At 55.7% G+C, this 19,506-nt stretch carries 17 protein-coding genes; 4 read left to right on the top strand and 13 right to left on the bottom strand.

The window, feature by feature from the left end; genetic code table 11:
* The first annotated feature begins 103 nt into the window (after positions 1-103).
* A complete protein-coding gene (locus BLU37_RS11020) occupies positions 104-811 on the top strand; it encodes a dienelactone hydrolase family protein (protein ID WP_090204762.1) in 708 nt (235 codons plus the stop codon).
* Positions 812-941: 130 nt separating this feature from the next.
* Here the strand turns inward: BLU37_RS11020 and BLU37_RS11025 are convergent, their stop codons facing one another.
* The 6 genes from BLU37_RS11025 to BLU37_RS11050 form a co-directional block, all read right to left on the bottom strand.
* The gene (locus BLU37_RS11025) at positions 942-1,568 is read right to left on the bottom strand and encodes a type IV toxin-antitoxin system AbiEi family antitoxin domain-containing protein (protein WP_090204765.1); all 627 of its coding nucleotides are present in this window, start codon (positions 1,566-1,568) and stop codon (positions 942-944) included.
* 71 nt (positions 1,569-1,639) lie between these two features.
* A complete protein-coding gene (locus tag BLU37_RS11030; RefSeq protein ID WP_232000494.1) occupies positions 1,640-3,859 on the bottom strand; it encodes a beta strand repeat-containing protein in 2,220 nt (739 codons plus the stop codon).
* Positions 3,826-4,563 carry a PilW family protein gene (locus BLU37_RS11035; RefSeq protein WP_090204770.1) on the bottom strand — a complete coding sequence of 246 codons (738 nt, stop codon included), beginning with the start codon at positions 4,561-4,563 and terminating at the stop codon, positions 3,826-3,828. Before BLU37_RS11035 ends, BLU37_RS11030 begins: the two co-directional genes overlap by 34 nt.
* Positions 4,560-4,973 (bottom strand): type IV pilus modification PilV family protein, encoded by a 414-nt coding sequence (locus tag BLU37_RS11040; RefSeq protein WP_010449426.1) that lies wholly within the window; start codon positions 4,971-4,973, stop codon positions 4,560-4,562. Before BLU37_RS11040 ends, BLU37_RS11035 begins: the two co-directional genes overlap by 4 nt.
* A complete protein-coding gene (locus BLU37_RS11045) occupies positions 4,957-5,421 on the bottom strand; it encodes a pilus assembly FimT family protein (RefSeq protein ID WP_090204773.1) in 465 nt (154 codons plus the stop codon). Before BLU37_RS11045 ends, BLU37_RS11040 begins: the two co-directional genes overlap by 17 nt.
* 15 nt (positions 5,422-5,436) lie before the next feature.
* The gene (locus tag BLU37_RS11050; protein WP_090204776.1) at positions 5,437-5,886 is read right to left on the bottom strand and encodes a type IV pilin protein; all 450 of its coding nucleotides are present in this window, start codon (positions 5,884-5,886) and stop codon (positions 5,437-5,439) included.
* A 232-nt stretch (positions 5,887-6,118) separates the two neighbouring features.
* Here BLU37_RS11050 and BLU37_RS11055 point away from each other — a divergent pair, with 232 nt between their 5' ends.
* Positions 6,119-7,801: an AMP-binding protein gene (locus BLU37_RS11055; protein ID WP_090204779.1), complete on the top strand. Its 1,683-nt coding sequence runs from the start codon at positions 6,119-6,121 to the stop codon at positions 7,799-7,801.
* Between the two features lie 421 nt (positions 7,802-8,222).
* Positions 8,223-8,579 (top strand): hypothetical protein, encoded by a 357-nt coding sequence (locus BLU37_RS11060; RefSeq protein WP_090204782.1) that lies wholly within the window; start codon positions 8,223-8,225, stop codon positions 8,577-8,579.
* Between the two features lie 79 nt (positions 8,580-8,658).
* Here the strand turns inward: BLU37_RS11060 and BLU37_RS11065 are convergent, their stop codons facing one another.
* The 4 genes from BLU37_RS11065 to BLU37_RS11075 all read right to left on the bottom strand — a co-directional run bounded on the left by BLU37_RS11065 (position 8,659) and on the right by BLU37_RS11075 (position 13,038).
* The gene (locus BLU37_RS11065; protein WP_090204785.1) at positions 8,659-10,410 is read right to left on the bottom strand and encodes a DNA/RNA helicase domain-containing protein; all 1,752 of its coding nucleotides are present in this window, start codon (positions 10,408-10,410) and stop codon (positions 8,659-8,661) included.
* A gap of 2 nt (positions 10,411-10,412) precedes the next feature.
* The gene (locus BLU37_RS28995) at positions 10,413-10,550 is read right to left on the bottom strand and encodes a hypothetical protein (RefSeq protein ID WP_157696371.1); all 138 of its coding nucleotides are present in this window, start codon (positions 10,548-10,550) and stop codon (positions 10,413-10,415) included.
* Between the two features lie 173 nt (positions 10,551-10,723).
* Positions 10,724-12,625 (bottom strand): DUF2075 domain-containing protein, encoded by a 1,902-nt coding sequence (locus BLU37_RS11070; protein ID WP_090204788.1) that lies wholly within the window; start codon positions 12,623-12,625, stop codon positions 10,724-10,726.
* A 29-nt stretch (positions 12,626-12,654) separates the two neighbouring features.
* Entirely contained in the window at positions 12,655-13,038 is a 384-nt protein-coding gene (locus BLU37_RS11075; RefSeq protein ID WP_090204791.1) for a nucleotide pyrophosphohydrolase, read from the bottom strand.
* 284 nt (positions 13,039-13,322) lie between these two features.
* On the opposite strand from BLU37_RS11075, the gene BLU37_RS29000 reads away from it, so the two are divergent.
* Positions 13,323-13,748, top strand: coding sequence for a hypothetical protein (locus BLU37_RS29000; protein ID WP_157696372.1), 426 nt, complete (start codon positions 13,323-13,325; stop codon positions 13,746-13,748).
* Positions 13,749-14,008: 260 nt separating this feature from the next.
* On the opposite strand, the gene BLU37_RS11085 is transcribed toward BLU37_RS29000, so the two are convergent.
* The 3 genes from BLU37_RS11085 to BLU37_RS11100 all read right to left on the bottom strand — a co-directional run bounded on the left by BLU37_RS11085 (position 14,009) and on the right by BLU37_RS11100 (position 19,506).
* Positions 14,009-15,877, bottom strand: a complete 1,869-nt coding sequence (locus BLU37_RS11085; protein WP_090204794.1) for a DUF2075 domain-containing protein — start codon at positions 15,875-15,877, stop codon at positions 14,009-14,011.
* 24 nt (positions 15,878-15,901) lie between these two features.
* Positions 15,902-16,285, bottom strand: coding sequence for a nucleotide pyrophosphohydrolase (locus BLU37_RS11090; protein WP_090204797.1), 384 nt, complete (start codon positions 16,283-16,285; stop codon positions 15,902-15,904).
* Positions 16,286-17,037: 752 nt separating this feature from the next.
* Entirely contained in the window at positions 17,038-19,506 is a 2,469-nt protein-coding gene (locus tag BLU37_RS11100) for a DEAD/DEAH box helicase (RefSeq protein WP_090204803.1), read from the bottom strand.

The following is a 19,506-nucleotide window of genomic DNA, read 5'->3' on the forward strand; positions in this document are numbered from 1 at the left end:
TGAAGTGAGGCCTTGCCGACGTTCAAATAGCGCTCGCCAAGGCCTGGGCATGAGGCTTTAATCGGATCCGATTCCATTCAATCCGATTCGAGGTGACGAGCCCATGTCCCAAGCAAACAACCTGGTCAGCTTCAAACGTCCGGATGGCCGTGAGGTCAGCGGCTACCTGGCCCGCCCGGCCAAACTGGAAGGTGCTCCGGCCATCGTGGTCATCCAGGAGTGGTGGGGCCTCAACGACCAGATCCGTGGCGTGGCCGATCGCCTGGCCGCCAGCGGCTACCTGGCGTTGGTGCCGGACCTGTACCGTGGCGAGTCCACGGTGGAAGAGGAAGAAGCCCATCACCTGATGAGCAAACTCGACTTCGCCGAAGCGGTCGCCCAGGACATCCGTGGGGCGGTGCAGTACCTCGGCGGCTACACGAAGAACATCGGCATCACCGGCTTCTGCATGGGCGGCGCGCTGACCCTGCTGTCGCTGAACGCGATCCTGGAACTGACCGCCGGTGTGGTCTGGTACGGCTTCCCACCACTGGAATACCTCGACGCCTCGGCGATCAAGGCGCCACTGCTTGGCCACTGGGGCACCCAGGACCTGTTCTTCGCCATCGAAACCGTCGATGCCCTGGAAGCCAAGCTGCATGAAGCGGGCGTTGATGCCACGTTCCACCGCTACCTGGCGCACCACGCTTTCGCCAACGAAACGGCAGTGGGCAGTGGCCGCATCGCCGGTACCCAGTTCGACCCGGTCTGGTCGCAATTGGCTTGGGATCGCACGCTGACGTTCTTTGGCAAGACGTTGTGGCGGGGTTGATGCGCGGTTGTTGAAAGCGGCGGGTAAGCCGACGGCGCGAGTTCGCCGTCGCACTGCAAGTCACTTAAGTCCTGTGCAGGAAATCAAACTCGAGCTGCGATGGGTTCAACCCTATCGGTCGTTACACAAATCACGCCGAAATCCCCTTCAAGTACGAAGTCGCCAGGCTTTCCATGTAGGGACGCATCACGTTGGCCACCCGACAGAGAGTGGCGTAACGCCATAGCTCGTCCATGTTCGTACGTTTGGAGTGCCAGGCATCAGACAGGGCTTCCAGCGCTACATCCAGCCCAATCTTGTTACGAAACTTGAAGCAGTCAACGACCGTACGAGCGACGTTGGTCACTCGTATGGTCACACCATCGATATCGTGGTTTTCAAGACCTTCGTTGAGCGCCGCTTCCGAGAAGCGGACTATACGTATCGGGGGGTAGTCGGGTTTCGGAGCGCGAGTCTTGTTTGGAATGGCCAGCCAGACTTCGAAAGGGGCCTGAGTGGTGAGTCCATGCACTCTCAAGGCAGAAAGCAGGCAGATTACTCCTGCCGGGCATCTGCTGGCCGCCTCGGCCAGTGCAACGTGCTCGGAAATTTCATGCTGTGGCAGCGCATAGAGGCCGTGACTTATTCGTTGCAACAGGCCCTGCCGGACCAGTCGAGTCAAGGCTACGCGGGGGAGCCCTTGCACAACGGCATCTCGCGAGCGGATGAGGCCGTTACGGGCGGCTAGATCGAGAATCTGCTGATGTGCGTTTTTCATAACAGGAGCCTGTTCCTTTATGTCGGTAATTGTCAATTTTTACCGACATAAAGGAACGGGCTGCCTTGTCCTCAGTAGGCCCGCACCCACCGCACCCTGGTCGTCGCCTGGGTCGAGCTGCCACTGCCGCTCGTGCTGCCCGTGCTGGTCGTCGGCGGGTTGGTGATGCTCTGGTCGGTGGTCACCCCCGATACATCGATGGCGATGCCGCCCTGGGAAATGGTGGTCGTGCTTGAGCCGTTGTTGCCGGTGGTGAGCGAGCCCTTGATGTTGGTGGTGGCACCCGAGGTGTTGACCAGACCACCGAGGATGACGTTGCCGTAGAGCGTCCAGCCACTGGTGGACAACCCGCCGTTCGCCTCGATCGCGATGTTGCCGATCGGCAGGCCACTGTGGCTGACGTTGGATGAGTCGGTCCAGGTCGCCAGGCCCGGTGGCGAAGCGCTCTTGTTGCATAGGTTGGTCGGGTAGAACGAGCCGGTGCACAGGTTCGAGTAACCGGAGAAGTTCGGCGAGTACAGCGGCACCATGCCGCTGCTGGTCAGGGTCACGTTACCGGTAGTCAGCACGGTGTTGGTCAGGCGGCTCATGTTCTGCACGCCGTTGAAGGTGACACTGCCGTCGAACCACAACACCCCGGGTGGAAACGCGGTGATGCCGGTCAGGTTCCAGCCGCCGCTCGGTGTGGCACCGTTGCCGCAGGTGCTGTTGCCGTAATTGCAGATCATGAAGTTGGCGCCCAGCAGGGTGCGCAGGTCGGTGGTCGCCAGGTTGTAGGGGCCGGCGGACACTGTGGTGCCAGCCGCGGTCTTGACGTTCTGGATGGTCAGCATCGGCGTGTTCCCGGAGAACGAGAACACGTAGTTGGCCTGGCTTTTCAGCGGCGTGACATCCACCGTTGTGGCGCTGACGTTGCAGTACGGCACGCCCGGCAGGCCGGGGGAGGAGCCGGCGATGTTCGGGGTCAGGTTGGCGATGGTGTTGCCGGTATAGGGCGTTCCGTCCTGGTTGAGCACTTTGCCAGCGATCTGGCTGGCGGTGCTGAACGTCGGTGTGTTCCATTGCGTCACGCTGAGGTTGCCGCCGCCCTGAAACTTGCCGACGTTGGCGGTGATGATCGAGACGTCACTGTTGGCCTTGAGTGTGTTGTAGGTGGCGCTGTAGCCGCTCAGCGCCATGGTGTTGCCCCAGAACGTACCGACGGTGCCAGTGAGGAAGTTGATGTCGCCGCCGTAGACCGAGTTGTAGCTCAGCGAGATGCTGGCAGGCAGGGTGCCGGTGCCGGAGATCAGTTGCGCGCCGCTGGTGCTCAGGGCCCCGGCCGATTGTGTGGCCTTGCTCAGGTCCAGGGTGTAGACCGCGCCGGAAGTCAGGGTGATCAACGCGGTGCCGGTGCTGGCGGCGGTGATCGTGTTGTCGGTGTTCTTCGTGCCGCCTACCAGGGCGGTGCCGATGGTCGATCCGCCCGACAGCACGTTGGCCCGGAACGCTCCGGCCTGGATCGACACGTAGCTGCCGCCGGACTGAGTGATGTTGATCGACTTGGCGCCCACCGTCAGGTTGACCGGCGCGCTGCTGGAACTCATGGAAAAAGTCCCCTCGGTATTGAGCGTCGAGTTGTCCGCGATGCCGCCGCCACTGAGGTTGATACCCGCTTTTGCACAGCCGGAGACATAGGCCTTGGCGCCATTGGAGATGGTCAGCACGCCGTTAACGACAATGTTCGCCAGGGCCGTGCCGTTGGTGATCGACAGGCTGCCGCCGCTGTAGTTGAAGTCGCCGTTGAACTGCAGGGCCGGAAGGGGGGCGGCGCTGGTTGCCGGTGCCGTGGTGCTGGCTGGCGTCAGCACGTAGACCACTTGCAGGGTATTGGTGGCCAGGTTGTTGGTCGCGGTGATGGTCGTGGTGACCAGGGTGCTGCTGCCGCTGGGGACCTTGGAGGCGATCTGCACGCTGAGACCGGTGGCGCTGATGGGCAGGTTGCCCACGGTGATGTTGGCCAGGGTGCTGTCCTGGGTCATTTGCCCCTGCAGATACAGGCGCACCCATTCCACGCCGCTCCACACCCGCGACTCGGCTGGCGAAGTCGCGTGAGCGGCCATCTGCTGCTGCTGAGCACCGCCGATGCCGTACATCATGCTCAGCGCCGTCACGCTCACAGCCATGCCGACGAACAGGATCATCAGCGTCGCGGCCATGCCGCGTTGCGAGGCGCGCATCGATCTGTAAAACGCAGGTGCGGGCATCGGACGCTCGGTCAGGAAGTGGGTTTTTCGAAGTTGATCAGGCACGCCGTGGCCTTGCTTTTGACATAGGCGGGCTGGGGATCGGTGCTGTTGGGGTCGAGCGTGCTGTTGTTGGCGCTCAGGCTGACTTGCAGGCGATAGGCGCTATTGGTGGTGTCGGTGGTGCGGCCATAGGGCCAGCAGGTGGCGAAGCCGACCGACAACGAGGCACTGCCCTGGCCGGTTTCGATCAGTGGGGTGCTGGTCCAGGTGGTGTTGTTCCACTGCGTCGAGGCCTGGGTGCAACTGGTCGCTGCCTTGAGGCTGAGCAACGCGCCATTGCTGATCAGCAACCCTGCACAACTGGCGGTGGCGGTCGCACTGGTCTGGTAGGACCAGACGATCGCATTGCCGCTGATACCGTTCGGCGCAGAGCTGGTCAAGGTGGGGAAACTGGTCTGGGCGGTGGCGCTACCGCTCAGGGTGCCGTTGCTCAGCAGGGCACCGGACAGCAGGATGAAGTTGTTGTCGATATCGGAAGTGGCCCGCGCCGTGGCGCTCCCGCTCCAGAAACCGGCGTTCATCAGCTCGCGCTGGGCGGTGATCAGCGCTGAGGCCACCTGGCCGTCCTGCCGGGAGCTCTGGATCGAGGTCAGCGAGTTGTAGACCACGTTTTTGTACAGCGAGAGCATGGCCAGGATGCTGATCAGGGAAATGGTCGTGCCGATCAATAGGCTGATCAGCGTGAAGCCGCGCGGCTCGCGGTTCACGACTCGTCTCCGACCCGGATGATGCCGCCAAACAGGGCGCTGTCCTGGGAACGGGTGGTGAGCACCACCGAGCTTTGCGGCGTGCCGCCGGTGATCGTGCTGGTGCCGACGGTCATGGCCGGCGCGCTGGTACAGGTCGCAGTGATCGGCACGGTGTCAGTCTGGGTGGGAATGGATACCACCAGCAGCGCGGCCTTGCTTGAACACAGCAGCGCACCGTTCTGCTCCAGCAGGCTGCGCATCTGGTTGACCACGATGTTCTGCAGCTTCATGTCGCGCTGGCTGACTGCCGCTCGCGATGAGGCGTAGGTGATACCCAGGCCGATGATCGACATCAGCAGGATGCCGATCAGCGACTCGAGCAGGACATCGCCGCGCTGGCGCGCCGGCAGCTTATATGAGCGGAACATCGACTGAACTCTCGCTACCTGCGGTGACCTGCAGCGTGCCGGTGGTGCACGGGCTGCCGCTGACCGCCAGGCCACGGTTGCTGAAGGCCACGCAGGTCATGTCGATACCGCCGACCTTGATTCCGGCGGCGGCCGGGATCGTGCTGGTCCAGACCGGTGTGTTGGCCGTGGTGCAGTCGATGGATTGCCCGGCATTGAGACGGAAGAGCATGAGATTTGGCCCGGAGCGGCACAGCACGGCAGCGGGAGCGGTGTCCTGCACGGCGCCCTGGTTGCGCAGGGCCGTCGCCTTGGCGCGACTGATCCCCTGCTTGAGCAGGCCGGCGGTATCGCGCTGGTAGCTGCTGTTGGTCCAGGATTGGGTCAACGGCACACCGACTAACAAGATGAGACCGAACAGGGCGATGGTGATCATCAATTCGATCAGGGTGAAGCCACGGCTGCGCATTACAACGGGTTACCTTTAATTGTAAGAGCACGAGGAGTTGGTGGTGGGTTTGCCGGTGGCTTGGCCCAGCGTAATCGTGCAATTGCTCAGGTCGCCGTTGATGCCGGTCGCGGTCACGGTATAGGTGGTGGCTGTTGAGGTCAGCGAGTAGGTGAATTTGTCCTGCTGGCTGGGTTTCCACCCCGACGACGGATTGGTGGTGCAGGACGATGCGCTGCCGGTCAGCACGCACTGGATCTGAGTGACGCCGCTAGCGGTGGCGGTCGGATAGACCAGTTGCTTCTGGTAGGTATTTTCCAGGTTCAGGCTCAGAGCAACCAGGTCGGCCTGGGCTGCCTTGAGACTGCTCTTGCTGATATAGCTGCTATAGGCCGGCAGAGCGACGGCGGCCAGGATGGCGACCACGACGACGGTGACCATCAGTTCCACCAGGGTGAAACCGGACTGTGCTGAATTGTGTTTCATGGATGTTTGACCGATGTGTTCCGTGGACCCGTGGGCGGCGCGCATTATGCCACTATTGCGTAACGTTTCGGTGACCGTCCCCATTACCGTTGGGTAATCTTTTTACTGCGGCTGTCCTCTGGATTTCGAGGGTGGATTTCGCGCCCTTCACGGTTTTGTACTTCACTGGTTGGCAGTCGCCGACAGGCCTCTCCGCCAGGCCGGCCTACAACTACAAGATCGAGGGGACACCATGACGTTACCCAGCTACACCCGTGGCCCGCAGGACAAACCATTGCTCGCCATGACCATCGGCGCCGCCTTCGACCAGACCGTCGCGCGCTACGCCGAGCGCGAAGCGCTGGTGGTCCGTCACCAACACCTGCGCTACAGCTGGGCGCAACTGGCCGAACAGGTCGACCGCTGCGCCCGCGCGCTGCTGGCCATCGGCATGCAACCGGGCGAGCGCCTCGGCATCTGGGCGCCGAACTGCGCCGAGTGGTGCATCACCCAGTTCGCCAGCGCCAAGGTCGGCGTCATCCTGGTCAACATCAACCCGGCCTACCGCGTCAGCGAACTGGAGTACGCGCTCAAGCACGCCGGCTGCCGCTGGCTGATCTGCGCCGACGCGTTCAAGACCAGCGACTACCACGCCATGCTCGGCGAACTGCTACCGGAACTGGCCGACAGCACCCTGGGCCACTTGCACAGCCACCTGCTGCCGGAACTGCGCGGCGTCATCAGCCTGGGCCGCACCCCGGCCGCCGGCATGCTCGGCTGGGCCGAGTTGCTGGAACGGGCCGAGGCGGTGAGCGCCGAGCAATTGCGCGCCTGCAGTGCCCAATTGCAGTTCGACGAACCGATCAACATCCAGTACACCTCCGGCACCACCGGCTTCCCTAAGGGCGCGACCCTCAGCCACTACAACATCCTCAATAACGGCTACTTCGTCGGCGAAAGCCTGGGCCTGACCGAACACGACCGCCTGGTGATCCCGGTGCCGCTGTACCACTGCTTCGGCATGGTGATGGGCAACCTCGGCTGCCTGACCCACGGCAGCACCCTGATCTACCCGAGCGATGCCTTCGACCCGCTGACCGCCCTGCAAGCGGTGGCCGAAGAGCGCGCCACGGTGCTCTACGGCGTACCGACCATGTTCATCGCCGAACTGGATCACCCGCACCGCGCCGAGTTCGACCTGTCCACCCTGCGCACCGGCATCATGGCCGGCGCCACCTGCCCGATCGAAGTGATGAAACGGGTGATCGGCGAGATGCACATGGCCGAGGTACAGATTGCCTACGGCATGACCGAGACCAGCCCGGTCTCCACCCAGACCGCTGCGGATGACGACCTGGAACGCCGAGTGGCCAGCGTCGGCCGCACCCAGCCGCACCTGGAGAGCAAGATCATCGACGAGGCCGGGCGCATCGTGCCGCGCGGGGAGATCGGTGAACTGTGCACCCGTGGCTACAGCGTGATGCTCGGCTACTGGAACAACCCCGAAGCCACCGCCGAAGCCCTCGACGGCGCGCGCTGGATGCACACCGGTGATTTGGCAGTGATGGACGAGGCGGGGTACGTGAGCATCGTCGGGCGCAACAAGGACATGATCATTCGCGGCGGCGAGAACGTGTATCCGCGGGAGATCGAGGAGTTTCTGTTCCGGCATCCGGCGGTGGCGGATGTGCAGGTGATCGGGATCCCGGATGAGCGGTATGGGGAGGAGATTGTGGCGTGGGTGAAGTGTCATCCGGGGCATGACGCTGATGAAGAAGAGTTGAAGGTGTTCTGCAAGGGCAAGATTGCGCACTTCAAGGTGCCGAGGCATTTCCTGTTTGTGGAGGCGTTTCCGATGACGGTGACGGGGAAGGTGCAGAAGTTTCGGATGCGGGAGATCAGTTTGGAGCGGTTGGTGGGGGAGAGGGTGGGGTGAGGACTTTCTCCGATTTTTGTCCCGGCGGATGTCGTCGTTTTCGAGTGGATAGGTGGGAGGTTTTCCCTTCTCACCTATGGCTTGTCGGCGTCTCGTAATGAACAGAAATAGCTTTCAAAATGAACTTACTTTTCCTACGTGATTTAGGCGTGGGAGAATGTTGTGTGCGCCAATGACCGTGCCTACATTCTCAATGTCGCTGCAAATTCAGCGATATGGGTTTCGCAGCCCGTTTAGTTAGGCGCACAGCGCCGCGCAAGCGGCATTTTCATGTCTGCGTTATGGCGGGCTGTGCGCAGGAGGCTTATGCCTGCCGGGATCCTAACTAACCGGTCTGCGAACCTGCGTACAGTTCGCCACCCTTGTCTCGCAGCAAGTTCGTGGCGATCTCTCCCTCGGTATGAGTGTTAGGAGATTTACCATGGTTAAGAAGATCACCCCTGATCCACCTCCCAGCTCCGACGATCCTGTGAATCCAATACGGCCGGATGCGGCTCGTTTGCTTGATACCCTCGCGTTGACCCTCTCCAAAACCGTCAATCACGCTGACCCGCTCTGTCCTACGATTTTTGCTATCCAGCCTGGTGTCACGGCTCATGATGCGTTGAGCTACGTGTCGAAATTGCTGGAGGTTGCTGAGCTGAACGGTGATGAGATCAGCTTGCATGAAAATCCGGTGGAACGGACGTTGTTCTGGGGCATGTTGCATTCGGTGGAGGTGGCGAAGGCTGTGGTGGATGCGTTGCTTGAGGGGGCGCCGCCGCCGCTGGATGTTTGATTTATCAACGTAAGCATGAAGCCGCCTCATTAGGGCGGCTTCTTCGTCGCAACTGTCATAGGGCGTTTGCCAGTGACTTCTAACCTTCGCCGTTGACGTTTGTGAGCAGAAACTGCTGCAGCGCCGGATCGACCGCGTACAGCACAACCCCTCGACGAGCCCTTGTGAGAAGTACGTAATAGATGTTGCGAATGACTTGTTCGCGTACGGCAGGATCTGTTCGCATATTGCTTAGTCTCCTGTCCGCATTGCAGCTTGGGTCAATTTCGATTCGACCATTTCTCAGGACGATGTCCGGCCCAAGAATGACTCCCACATAGTCATACTCAAACCCTTGTACCGTATAAATGGCACCGACTTCCTCATGGTATCCGACGAGTTGATTCCACTCCTTGAATGCCATTTTCTGGTTCCAACGAGCCTGCCATGGCCCAATATGGATGTCTGTGCCGACCCCGGGAGTGCGCTCCGTCTGCCAGTGCCAGCAGTAACCCGCCACGATTCGGCCTGATGCATTGCCTTGGGCCTGCTCTCTCAGGTGGTCCTCCATGGCTTGGGGGGATTCAGCCAACTGCACTGAGAATTCCGGGACTGATGAATACGCCTGGGTTGCTGCGCCGAACACTAGGTCGTAGACCCAATCCACATAGCTGTTGGCACCACGACATCTCAACTGCTCGTCCAGTACATGGGTTATCACGTGGTAACCACGTGCATGGGCCATTTGCTGGATGTCATTGCTGCGGCAGTTCTCATCTGGACTGATCCACTGAGAATCATCGATGAAAAAGACAATGAGGTGCTTGTTGTCCATCAAGCCTGCGGCTGTTGCTTTTGTCAGGCGATGGGCTTCATCAACGACCAGATAAGGAGTGACCGCCCTGCCATTTACCGCGAAGTCCAAGCCTTTTATGCACTGGCCGATAGCGGCTGACTTGACGTAATACTTCGGATTCTTGCCCAGCTTCATGAGGTGCTGCACAAGCTTCATGGCAAGAACGGTTTTTCCGGTGCCGACCAATCCGTGGATGATTACGCAAGTGTTCGTCTGAACCTGTTGCACCAGTGGCGCAATCTTTTTGAAAGCATGCGTTTGCTGACCAGTCGCCTTGAAGAGGTCACTGCAATTGAGTTTTTCGCTGAAGTTCAGGATAAATGCGTCCGAGTACTTTCTCTGTGGCGAGGTCAGGTGCGCAAGTGCCTGTGTCGGACGCTTAAGTCGGGATAGCAGCAGCGCGGCATCCTGTTCTCCATGGTTTAGAGAGCGGAGCAAGGAACTGCTGACATGTGAGCTGAACTCATTGGCACGCAACACTTCCTCTTTCGGTTTTTCCTGGTAGTTATGAAGAAAAACCAGCGTGTTAATGATGGGTTTGAAGTCTCCGAAGTTGAGCGCATGTTCCAGCGCCGATCGGTAGATATTCACTTGCTCACAGGGGTGTTTGCTTGTGTAGGGCTCGGAGGCCGCGACTTCAAGCCAGGTCAGGCCGTGATTGGCGCGCAATTTCACGGAGCCTTGTGTCCATTGCTTCAACTCGATGACGATGATTTCCAGTCCCGATTCGCTCTCGCCTATCAGGATGCAATCGGCACGTTCAGAGCCAATCGGCATCGGGTACTCGATCAGGATATGACCTTGGAGTGGCGGTTGCTGTTGTAGGAGCAACTTGGCGAGTTCAGGAAGGGAGTTCCTCCAGGAGCGGGTTTCGGATGCCGATAGTTCCGAATCGGGAAATGTCAGGGCGAAGTCCTTGCACAGCCTTTCGATAAACTCCGGCTTTGCTGCTTCCAAGCAGAAGTCTTCGATCTTGAGGGTCGCAAGAGCCGCCATTGTCACCACCCCATGCCGAATTCATGACCCAGCGCCAATGCGTCAGGCGCACGAAGTTGGTGCCAGTCCAGATTGCTGGTTAATTGCTCAAGGGCTAGGCGGCTGGTTTCGAGGTGCTGGGAGGTGGCAGTAATGGTCACGAAGATTCCTGTGGTGTTGAGCAGGCGAGAAGGTGGTGGCCACCATTTCGCCTTTATTCCAGATGCTCGACACCATACTTCCTACAGGCAAGATGAGGAAGTGTGTACGAATTTTCGTTAATGATTGAAGGGGGAAGTCATTGGGCCCAAGGGGCCCAATGAGAGCTACTGCACTAGGCCAATAGTGGCTCGGAAAGAGCGGGAGCATTTGCCTTGCGCACGAGCAAGCGTTCGCGGAAGTACTGGGCCGTTTCTTCATCTGTGCAGTACAGGTAGCAACCCTTCATTCCGCGGGTCATCAGGGTCCTGTAGGTGTTCTTGATGATCAGGTCGAGTAGTTGCCGCATCTTGTCCGGCTCGGCTTTCATGAGTTTCTTGTAGCCGAAGACCGAGCGATCATTCTTGTCGCGTTGCTCCGGGACTGTAACCACGCTGCCATCCCGTATGATCATGTCGGGGCCGATGATCACGCCGATGTAGTCCACCTCCAGTCCCTGGCAGGTGTGGATGCAGCCCACCTGTTCGACAGAGTTCTGCGCGATGATCCACCGCTTCTCGTCTTCCTCCAGGTTCCACTGGCGACGGTAGTGCTCACCAATGACGATATCGTCTTCGGTTGCTCGCTTCTTGCTGTTCCAGGGCCAGCAGTAACCGGCGACAACGCGGGCCTTGTTGTTGCCGTTCTTGCTCTCGATCGCGGCATGCATGGCTTGCGGCGTGTCGAACACCTTGAACTCGTATTCGTCGGTATTGAGATGGTGGTTTGCTGTTTCTCGCACTTGAAGTACGTTATCGAGCCAGGCCAGGTAGCCATCCGAGCCGCTGCAACGGAATTGTGAGGTGAGGACGTATTCCTCGATTTCGGCACCGCGTGCCTTGGCAAACGCACGGATGGCGTCGCGATTGCCGATATCTTTCAGGGTGACGCGCTGGTCCTCGTCGATGAAGAAGATCGTGCAGCGCGCAGCGTTGATCAGCTCCTTGATCTGGTTGTCGCCTTTTTGGCCGTAGAGATCGCTTTTCTCGGTCAGGCGATGGGCTTCGTCTACCACCAGGAAATCGAATGTATCGGTGGGCGATTCCATGAACGAGCCAGAGCCGGTGAACAGCTGTGAAAAATGGCTGCGGGGCAGTGCGCCGGTCAGCTTACTTTCGTACACCTGCCGAGGGGCGGAGTTCTTCGAGACGTATTTTCCCACCAGTCCGCGACTAGTGAGGTTGACCAGCAGGTTGAGCGCCACCACGGATTTACCGGTGCCTGGCCCGCCCTCGATGATCACCACTTTCGGGCGCTCCGTTGAAGCGCTTGTCGCGGCGGCCATGCAGCTCTCATGGATCTCTTTCTGGTCGTCGATAAGGACGAACTCGGCCTGCTTCTTCAGCAGTTTGACCAGCGAGTCGGCTAGAGCCTTCGATGGGCGGATGGGGCTGGCCATCAGTTCATGTAGCACGCGCTTTTCATCGCCCTTGGCGATGTGCTGCTTTATGAACGCCCGCATACGGGCCAGTTCATCTTTGCCCTTCATGAACAGCGGGGCCTTGCTGATGTAGGCCTGGTAGTGAGGTCCGTCGATGACGTTATCTGGCATATAGTTATGCAGATAGGCGCAGGCATGCACTTGGATGCCGCCGGAATACACAGCCTCGTTGAATCCTTCCAGCAGCGAGGCGTACGACCACGCCTGATAGGACGGATGTACGGTTTCCCGGATCTTGCGACCTAGGAGGGTTTTGACAATGGCGTCCTTGAATGTGGCACTGGCTTCAGCCCATTGTTTCAGCTCAACCAGCACCACGTTTTGCTTGCCGCTGGCATCCATGCCGGTCAGGGTGATATCGATACGCTTTGAGGTCTGTGGGATGTGCAGCTCAATGGCCACGCCGATGTCATTGGGGATTTCTTCGTCGCGCAACACCCGTGACATGGCTCCGAGAGAATTCTTCCAGGCGTTCATTTCTGCGGCTGCGACGATTCGGCCGGTGGCTGACTCGAAACTACGGAGGATCACGTCCTCGATGTCGTCGTTATCGTTGTCTTTCTGAAACTGCTGTTTGGTCGCTTCGTAAACGATCAAGGTCCTTCTTCCTTACTGAAGCCGGGCAATCAGAGTTGGTCGTATTTCTTTGCGCTGTTCCGAGCCTTCTCGACCGGGTACTTCTCGCCGTTGAGTTGCAGCTTGCGTTGGGCCGCGGCGTTCAGATCGACGCCAAGCACCGAGGCCAGGCGCACCAGGTACATGAGCACGTCAGCCAGCTCTTCCTCGACGGCTTGGGCTGTTTCGGGCGTGCGAGCGGCGGACTTGGAGGCGTCTTCGGTCAGCCACTGGAAGATTTCGGTCAGTTCGCCGACTTCGCCGCTCAGGGCCATGACCAGGTTCTTGGGGGAGTGGAACTGGGCCCAGTTACGGTCGCTGGCGAATTTTTCGAGAGCTTGAGCGAGTCGGGTGGTCTCGACGAGCTGGGCAGAGGCGTGGGTGGGCGTGGTCACGGAGGTGTCCTGTGGTGTCGAGCAGGCAAGGCCGGGGGGGATTTAGTACGGATGCTCGATACCATACTTCCTACGGTTGATATGAGGAAGTGCGTGCGACATTTCTTTGGAGTGTGAGGGAAATTGTCGACTATGTTTCAGCATGACCTGCTTGAGCAAGGCTGGAAATGAAGAATTAAATTCGTCCCCATTTCCCCCATTTCCCCAACCTGATCATTTGCCAAGCATCGATAGCGCGAGGGATACCGGTGCCCAAACCGCGATAGGGGGAGAATGTGCACAGCATGGGAGGTGAGCGTCGGGTTACGACGGTTGGACAGGCCGAATTGAATTTTATCGGTATCGAGCACGTCAGGCAGGTGCCCAGAGCTGATCCGTTCGATGTGGTCGGCGAAGATCATGATCCGGATGGAGGCGTTGACAAAGTAGTCGCGGTGGATCAGTGCATTGACCAGCAGTTCTTCGAACACTTCTTCTGGCACTTCCAACTCGCCGAGGGTGTTGAAGCCCTGCTGGAGCTGCAGATGGTGCAGATGGTGCAGATTGCGTTTGATGAAGGCCAGGCTGCGTCGCTACTGCTCTTGCAGGTTGCCGTCGATGTTCTCGCTGTCGAGGTACTGGCGGTCATGCAGCACCTGGCGAAATGCAAACGCCAGAAACAACAAAACCCGAACAAGGCGGGTTTTGTTTGGTGGGCCGGGGTAATTTGAAACAAGTCGGTATCTATCGGTTTTTTCTGGTTAATAATTTATTGGTCAACTTGCTTGGAATACCAGTTGGAACGCTGCGTGGTCTGGATTCCGATGGACGGTGCTTTTTCCACCACGCCATTAATGAGTCGGCATCGAATCTATCAAGCAAATGGCCGTGTAAACACTAGCTATGGCTGGTGACCAACTGCTGATGATCATGGCCCCTGCGCGTACGATGCTCCACTCGTAGGTACAGAGGCTCCTAGCAAACGATTCCGTCAGTGACTGCTGTGTTGACTAAGTCGGCTCTTGAAGAATTGCGCAGTCTCTTTATCGGTGCAGTACAGGTAGCAACCCTTCATCCCGCGAGTCATCAAGGTTCGGTACGTATTTTTGATGATCAGGTCAGTTTCTTTTTTCGCCAGAGCAGGTTGCTCCTTCATCATTTTTTTCCAGCCGCGAATCGATTTATCGTGTTTGTCGCGCTCATTCGGGGATGTCACAACGTTGCCATCACGTACGACCAGGTCTGGCCCGATAATGACTCCGATATAGTCGACTTCCAGACCTTGGCAGGTATGAATGCAGCCAACCTGCTCGATGGAGTTCTCAGCGATGATCCAAAGGCTGCCATCCTGATCCAGGTTCCATTGTCGCGTGTAGTCACCGATGACGATATCGGCAGCGTTGGGGGCTTTCTTGCTCAACCAAGGCCAACAGTAGCCCGCGACTACGCGAGCCTTGTTTCCATGGTTTTTCTCGTCGATGGCGTCATGCAGCGCCTGAGGCGAGTCGAACACCTTGAACTCGTACTCCGAGGTGTCGAGCGTCGGATTTGCTGTCGAGCGAATGCCAAGGACGTCATCCAGCCATGCCATGTAACCGTCAGAACCACTGCAGCGGAACTGTGAAGACAGCACATATTCCTCGACCACAGCCCCCTTGGCTTTGGCAAAGGCGCGTATCGCCTGCTTGCTGCCTATGTCGCTCAGGGTCACACGTTGGTCTTCATCGATGAAGAAAATTGAGCATTTCGCTGATTCAATCAGCTCCTTGATCTGGTTTTCGCCAAGGTTCCCATAAAGCCCGCTTTTCTCATTCAGCCGGTGAGCTTCGTCCACGATAAGCGCATCGAATGTGTTGGGCTCAGTGTCGATGAACGCCCCAGAGCCTGAAAAGAAATTCGAGAAATGGCTGCGTTTGATGGTGCCAACCAGTTTGCTTTCGTAGACCTTGCGTGGGGCGGCATTCTTCGAGACATATTTGCTTAACAGCCTCAATTCTGTGAGCCTCACCAGCAAATTGATAGCCAGAACAGTTTTCCCGGTGCCCGGCCCCCCTTCAATGATCAGCACCTTTGGTGCCTGGTCCGAGGCTTCGCTTGCTGCCGCAAGCGCCGACTCAAAAATTGCTTTCTGATCGTCTATCAATACGAACTCTGGCTTGCCTGTCATCAGCCCTTCAAGGGCTTCGGCTAGCGCTTTGGACGGGCGGATTTTCCCATCGGACAGTTCGTAGAGAACCTCTTTGTTGTCGCCCTGAGCAATATGCTTTTTCAGGAAGCTTCTGAGTTTGGTGAGCTCGTCCGGCCCTTTCAGGAACAGTGGGGCTTTGCTGATGTGGGGCTCGTAGTGAGCTGAGTCGATGATGCCGTCGCTGACGTAGTTATGAAGGTAGGCACACGGACGGATCTCGATGCTTTTGTCATACACCGCCTCGTTGAAGCCCTCCAGCAGCGCGGCGTATGACCATACCTGATAGGACGGGTGAATGGTCTCAACGAGGCCGCCACCCAATGCCGTTTTGACGATGGCATCCTTGGTGGTGGCGTTGGCCTTGCTCCATTGCTTCAATTCGATCAAGACGGCTTTTTTTGCCTGATTTTCGTCGCGACCGGTGAGCAGAAAATCGATTCGCTTCGACGACTGCGGAATGTGTAACTCAATGGCCAGGCCCGCGTCGCTCGGCAGGCCTTCATCCCTAAGGACCTTGGCCATGTACGTTAGCGATCCTTGCCACGACCTGATTTCCGACCTGCCAACGGTCTTGCCGGTGGCCTCCTTGTAATGCCTGAGGATCACGTCCTCGATGTCATCGTTATCGTTGTCTTTTAGAAATTGCTGTTTGGTCGCAGCGTAAACGATCACGGGTTGTCCTTAGATTCGGGTTGATCAGAGTCGGTCGTACTTTTTGCTGCTGCTTTTGGCTTTATCCACGGGGTATTTCTGGCCGTTCGAGGCGAGTTTCCGTGTCACCGCTTCGTTGAGATCAACGCCGAGTACGCTGCTCAGGCGAACCAGGTACATTAGTACGTCCGCCAATTCGTCCTTGACGGCTTGGCCCATTTCGGGGCTTTTTGCGGCGGAGAGCGAATCGGCATCGCTCATCCATTGGAAAATCTCGCACAGCTCTCCTACCTCGCCAGTGAGAGCCAGGATGAGATTTTTGGGGGAGTGGAACTGTTGCCAGTCGCGATCATCTGCGAAACGCTGAAGGGATGCGGCAAGCTTCACTACGTCAACCAGTGTCGCGGATGAGCTGTCTGAGTCACTCACGGGGCTATCTCTTGGATATCAGTGGGGGGCAAGAAATGTGTAGGAAATCCGGCATTGGATTGTAAGGGTTTTCGCTGTTTGCGCAGGTTTTTTGTGTGTTTCTCTCACGCGCTGTCTGCCGGCCGAATTCCTTGCCAGCGTTCGCTATTTGCTTTGAGCGTGGCGAAGTGTGCCGTCAACAAACAGATCTTCCAGTGCCTGTCGGCGGGCGTAGCTCAGTTGGCCGCGACGACGATCGTGCCCACCGACCAGCGTCCTTTTCTTCACCCAGTTCGTTTGTTTGCAGATAGAGCAGCAGCGCTTTCCAATGGGGACTGACGCTGTCCAACTGCTGCCAGATTGCTGGGCGGAATCGAATCGGAGGCGCGTACGGTGGCACAGAGTTGTGCCCTTTGGTTTCTCGAGCGGGGGCGATGTCCACTTGGTAAGGGTGCAAGTTTTAGTTTGCGGATGTCTGATGTCGCCCAAGATAAGCGTCTGGCGGAGAGCGATGTAGAATCAAGAGTATCAGTGCTAGCGACTCGCCGTTCTCAAGTGGAGAACGTGGGATTTACAAAGACGTTAGTGCTCAGTTAAGCGTAGTGACATATCGACTGGGCGAAGACGCGATTATCGTCGCATATAGTCAACCGTATGGGCGCTTTCATAATTTACGTATCTTAGAGTGTGTTCTAGTCGCCCCTTAGTCATAGATCTAGGATCTAGTGAAAAAATGGGGCGACATCATTGGATTATTGCCGTCAAAAAATACCCTATTGAATATCTATGTACTTCCTTATTTCAAACTGAACAAGATCATCTTGCGACTTTATATACTTAGAAAATTCGCTATTGTATTTAACCTCGCCCAATTCACTTATTGAAATATTCCCCGTCTGCTTGTCACGTTCCAGTTTGTTAACCAAAGATCCGCTAATGCCCATTTTGACAAACTCGGCATTCATTTTTTTTGTGGTCCCGTAAATATGCAGGTTGTACTCATTTTCAGTAAGAAGGCGTAAGTCATACAGGGCTTTCACGTACTCATTTAAACTATAAGAAACAAAGTCACTTTCTATCTTGATTTTCACAAGTGCCAAGTTTACCAGTTCTTTGTCTGTTTTTTTTGATAGATCTATATATACATTATTTCCGTGCACGCCATCGACCCTATTTTTGGCTATCTCTCCATAGGAACTTCCAATGAAAAACTCTTTTCCACTATCAGTAAATTTAATGCTCTGAAAATACCCCACCGTTTCTGACAAATGGTCCTTAAGGTTCAAACGGTGTAGATTTCTCGTGAATAATTTGTAGAAGTCCCTGGCTTTTGGGTGCTGAAGGCGAAGAAACGCAGCGTCTGAAATCTGATTCTCAAGGGTCTTGATAAAAAACAAATGCACCTTATCGATTACGTCAGATGTGACCCACTCCTCGCTTGAAAAAATTGTGTCGAGACGCCCTTCAAGTAATCCAAAGACTGACTCAGGATTATAATATACGGATGAAATTCCTGACTCCATCAGAGTATGCTTTACCTTGCTAGACTCGACCCCATCACTGTATATCAGGAAATCCTCTTTGCTCCGAAGATATTCCAGTTTGCTAATTTTTTGCTCTAGATCATCTAAGCTTTCTTGATCGGTGCTCTCGCGTGCTATCTCCAAATCCTTAGTTATCCGGTCTAGGTCGAAATTCAGCAGTAGCGGGTTTTCTATCTTGTCTTTAAATGTACCGTTTTTCAGAAGTCTTATTTTGTTTTCCATTTTTCCACCTTTCCGGTTAAACTCGTCTGAGTTTACAAAGTGTATAGGTGGAAGAAGCCTTTCGAGAGATTTTCTGCTGTCGTCGAAAACTTCGTTAAGCCTATTTACCCTGCCAATCAGGTTGGTTAGTGATTTTCCATCTAGGTCGTAAGTATTAAGAATGTAAAGGTTGTCGATCGGTAGGTTGACTCCCTCAAGAATCACTGAGTTCGCGACCATGTACTTAAGTTCTTTGGTTTGCGAAAATTTGTGCTCCAAGTATTCTTTTATTAAGTCCGGGAGCTTTCCATGCAAATAGATCAATCCCTTTTTTATGTGGTCCACACAATAGAAATCGGTGTGAACGTTGTTCGAAATTGTTTGAGATAGGTCGTTGAGAGCTATTGATTCCATATAAGCCAGCTTCTGGCTTACAAGCATGGAAAGCTCTTCAACTTTTTTGGGTGCTCTGAGGTATAGGAAGTTTTTTTCTTTTTTATTCTTGATTATGTAATTAACGAAACTCGACTCGTTTTCTAAGTGATAAAATTCGTTCATGAATCTGTTGTAAGCGTGTTGCTCTCCATTTGTTTTTAATTCATATATGTCCGGCTCTTTGATATTGCTCGCAATGCGCCTCTCGAAAATTTTCTGGCTTTCATACGTTTTGAGGTTTTCAGTTTCAGAGATCAGTGGCGACAGGTAGTAGTTTATCGATTCCGGGTTTCGGAGCCTATTCCTACGTATCAGCCTTGTCAGCAGAATGCTTCTTGCGTCCATTTCGAAGAGGTTGTGGGCCTCATCAATCACCAGCAGGTCAAAAGATATACTGGTATTTTTTAAAAGTCTAAGGGCGCGTTCTTGAGTAAATATGGAAATAAAATCCCCTGCGCCATCATACATTTCATCATGGAATATAATGTGGCGAAGCGGGAAATTTGCTTTGATTAGTTTGTAAGTTTGAATTAGAAGTGACTTTGTTGGGACGATGATTGCGGTTGTCTTGGGATTCCTTGATTTTATTATGTCAACAATTAATGTGCTTTTCCCAAATGAGGTTGGTGCAATGTAACAGTTTTCCTTGCTATTGCTGTCAATTATGTGCTCCCGATATTTTTTCTGCTCGTAGGTTTCGGTTATATCATTGTTCAGGAATTTCTCTAGCTGGTACTCTAAGGTGAAATTTGTGCTGGTTAAGTTTTCCGTTAATTTGTTTTTTGATATGTATTGCGCTATCGGATAGATCCCGAAGTTCGAGCTTGCGTCTAATAGTGGCTGATAATAATTGTTGTTTATTGCGCACTTCAAGGTTATGTAGTATGCAATTTCAAAGTAGGTTGATTTTCTTTTGTCGCCACTGTATTCGTTAAAAAATATAATTGCACAGCTTAGGATAAACTCGAGCTCTCTATCATCAAGCTGAATATTTAGAGATGTCTTTTTCATGACTTCTGAGAATAATTTGTTGTTCTTGAGCCAAGTCAGGCTAATTGCCAT

Origin of the sequence: Pseudomonas asplenii, from assembly GCF_900105475.1 — a bacterium.
Lineage (GTDB): Bacteria > Pseudomonadota > Gammaproteobacteria > Pseudomonadales > Pseudomonadaceae > Aquipseudomonas > Aquipseudomonas asplenii.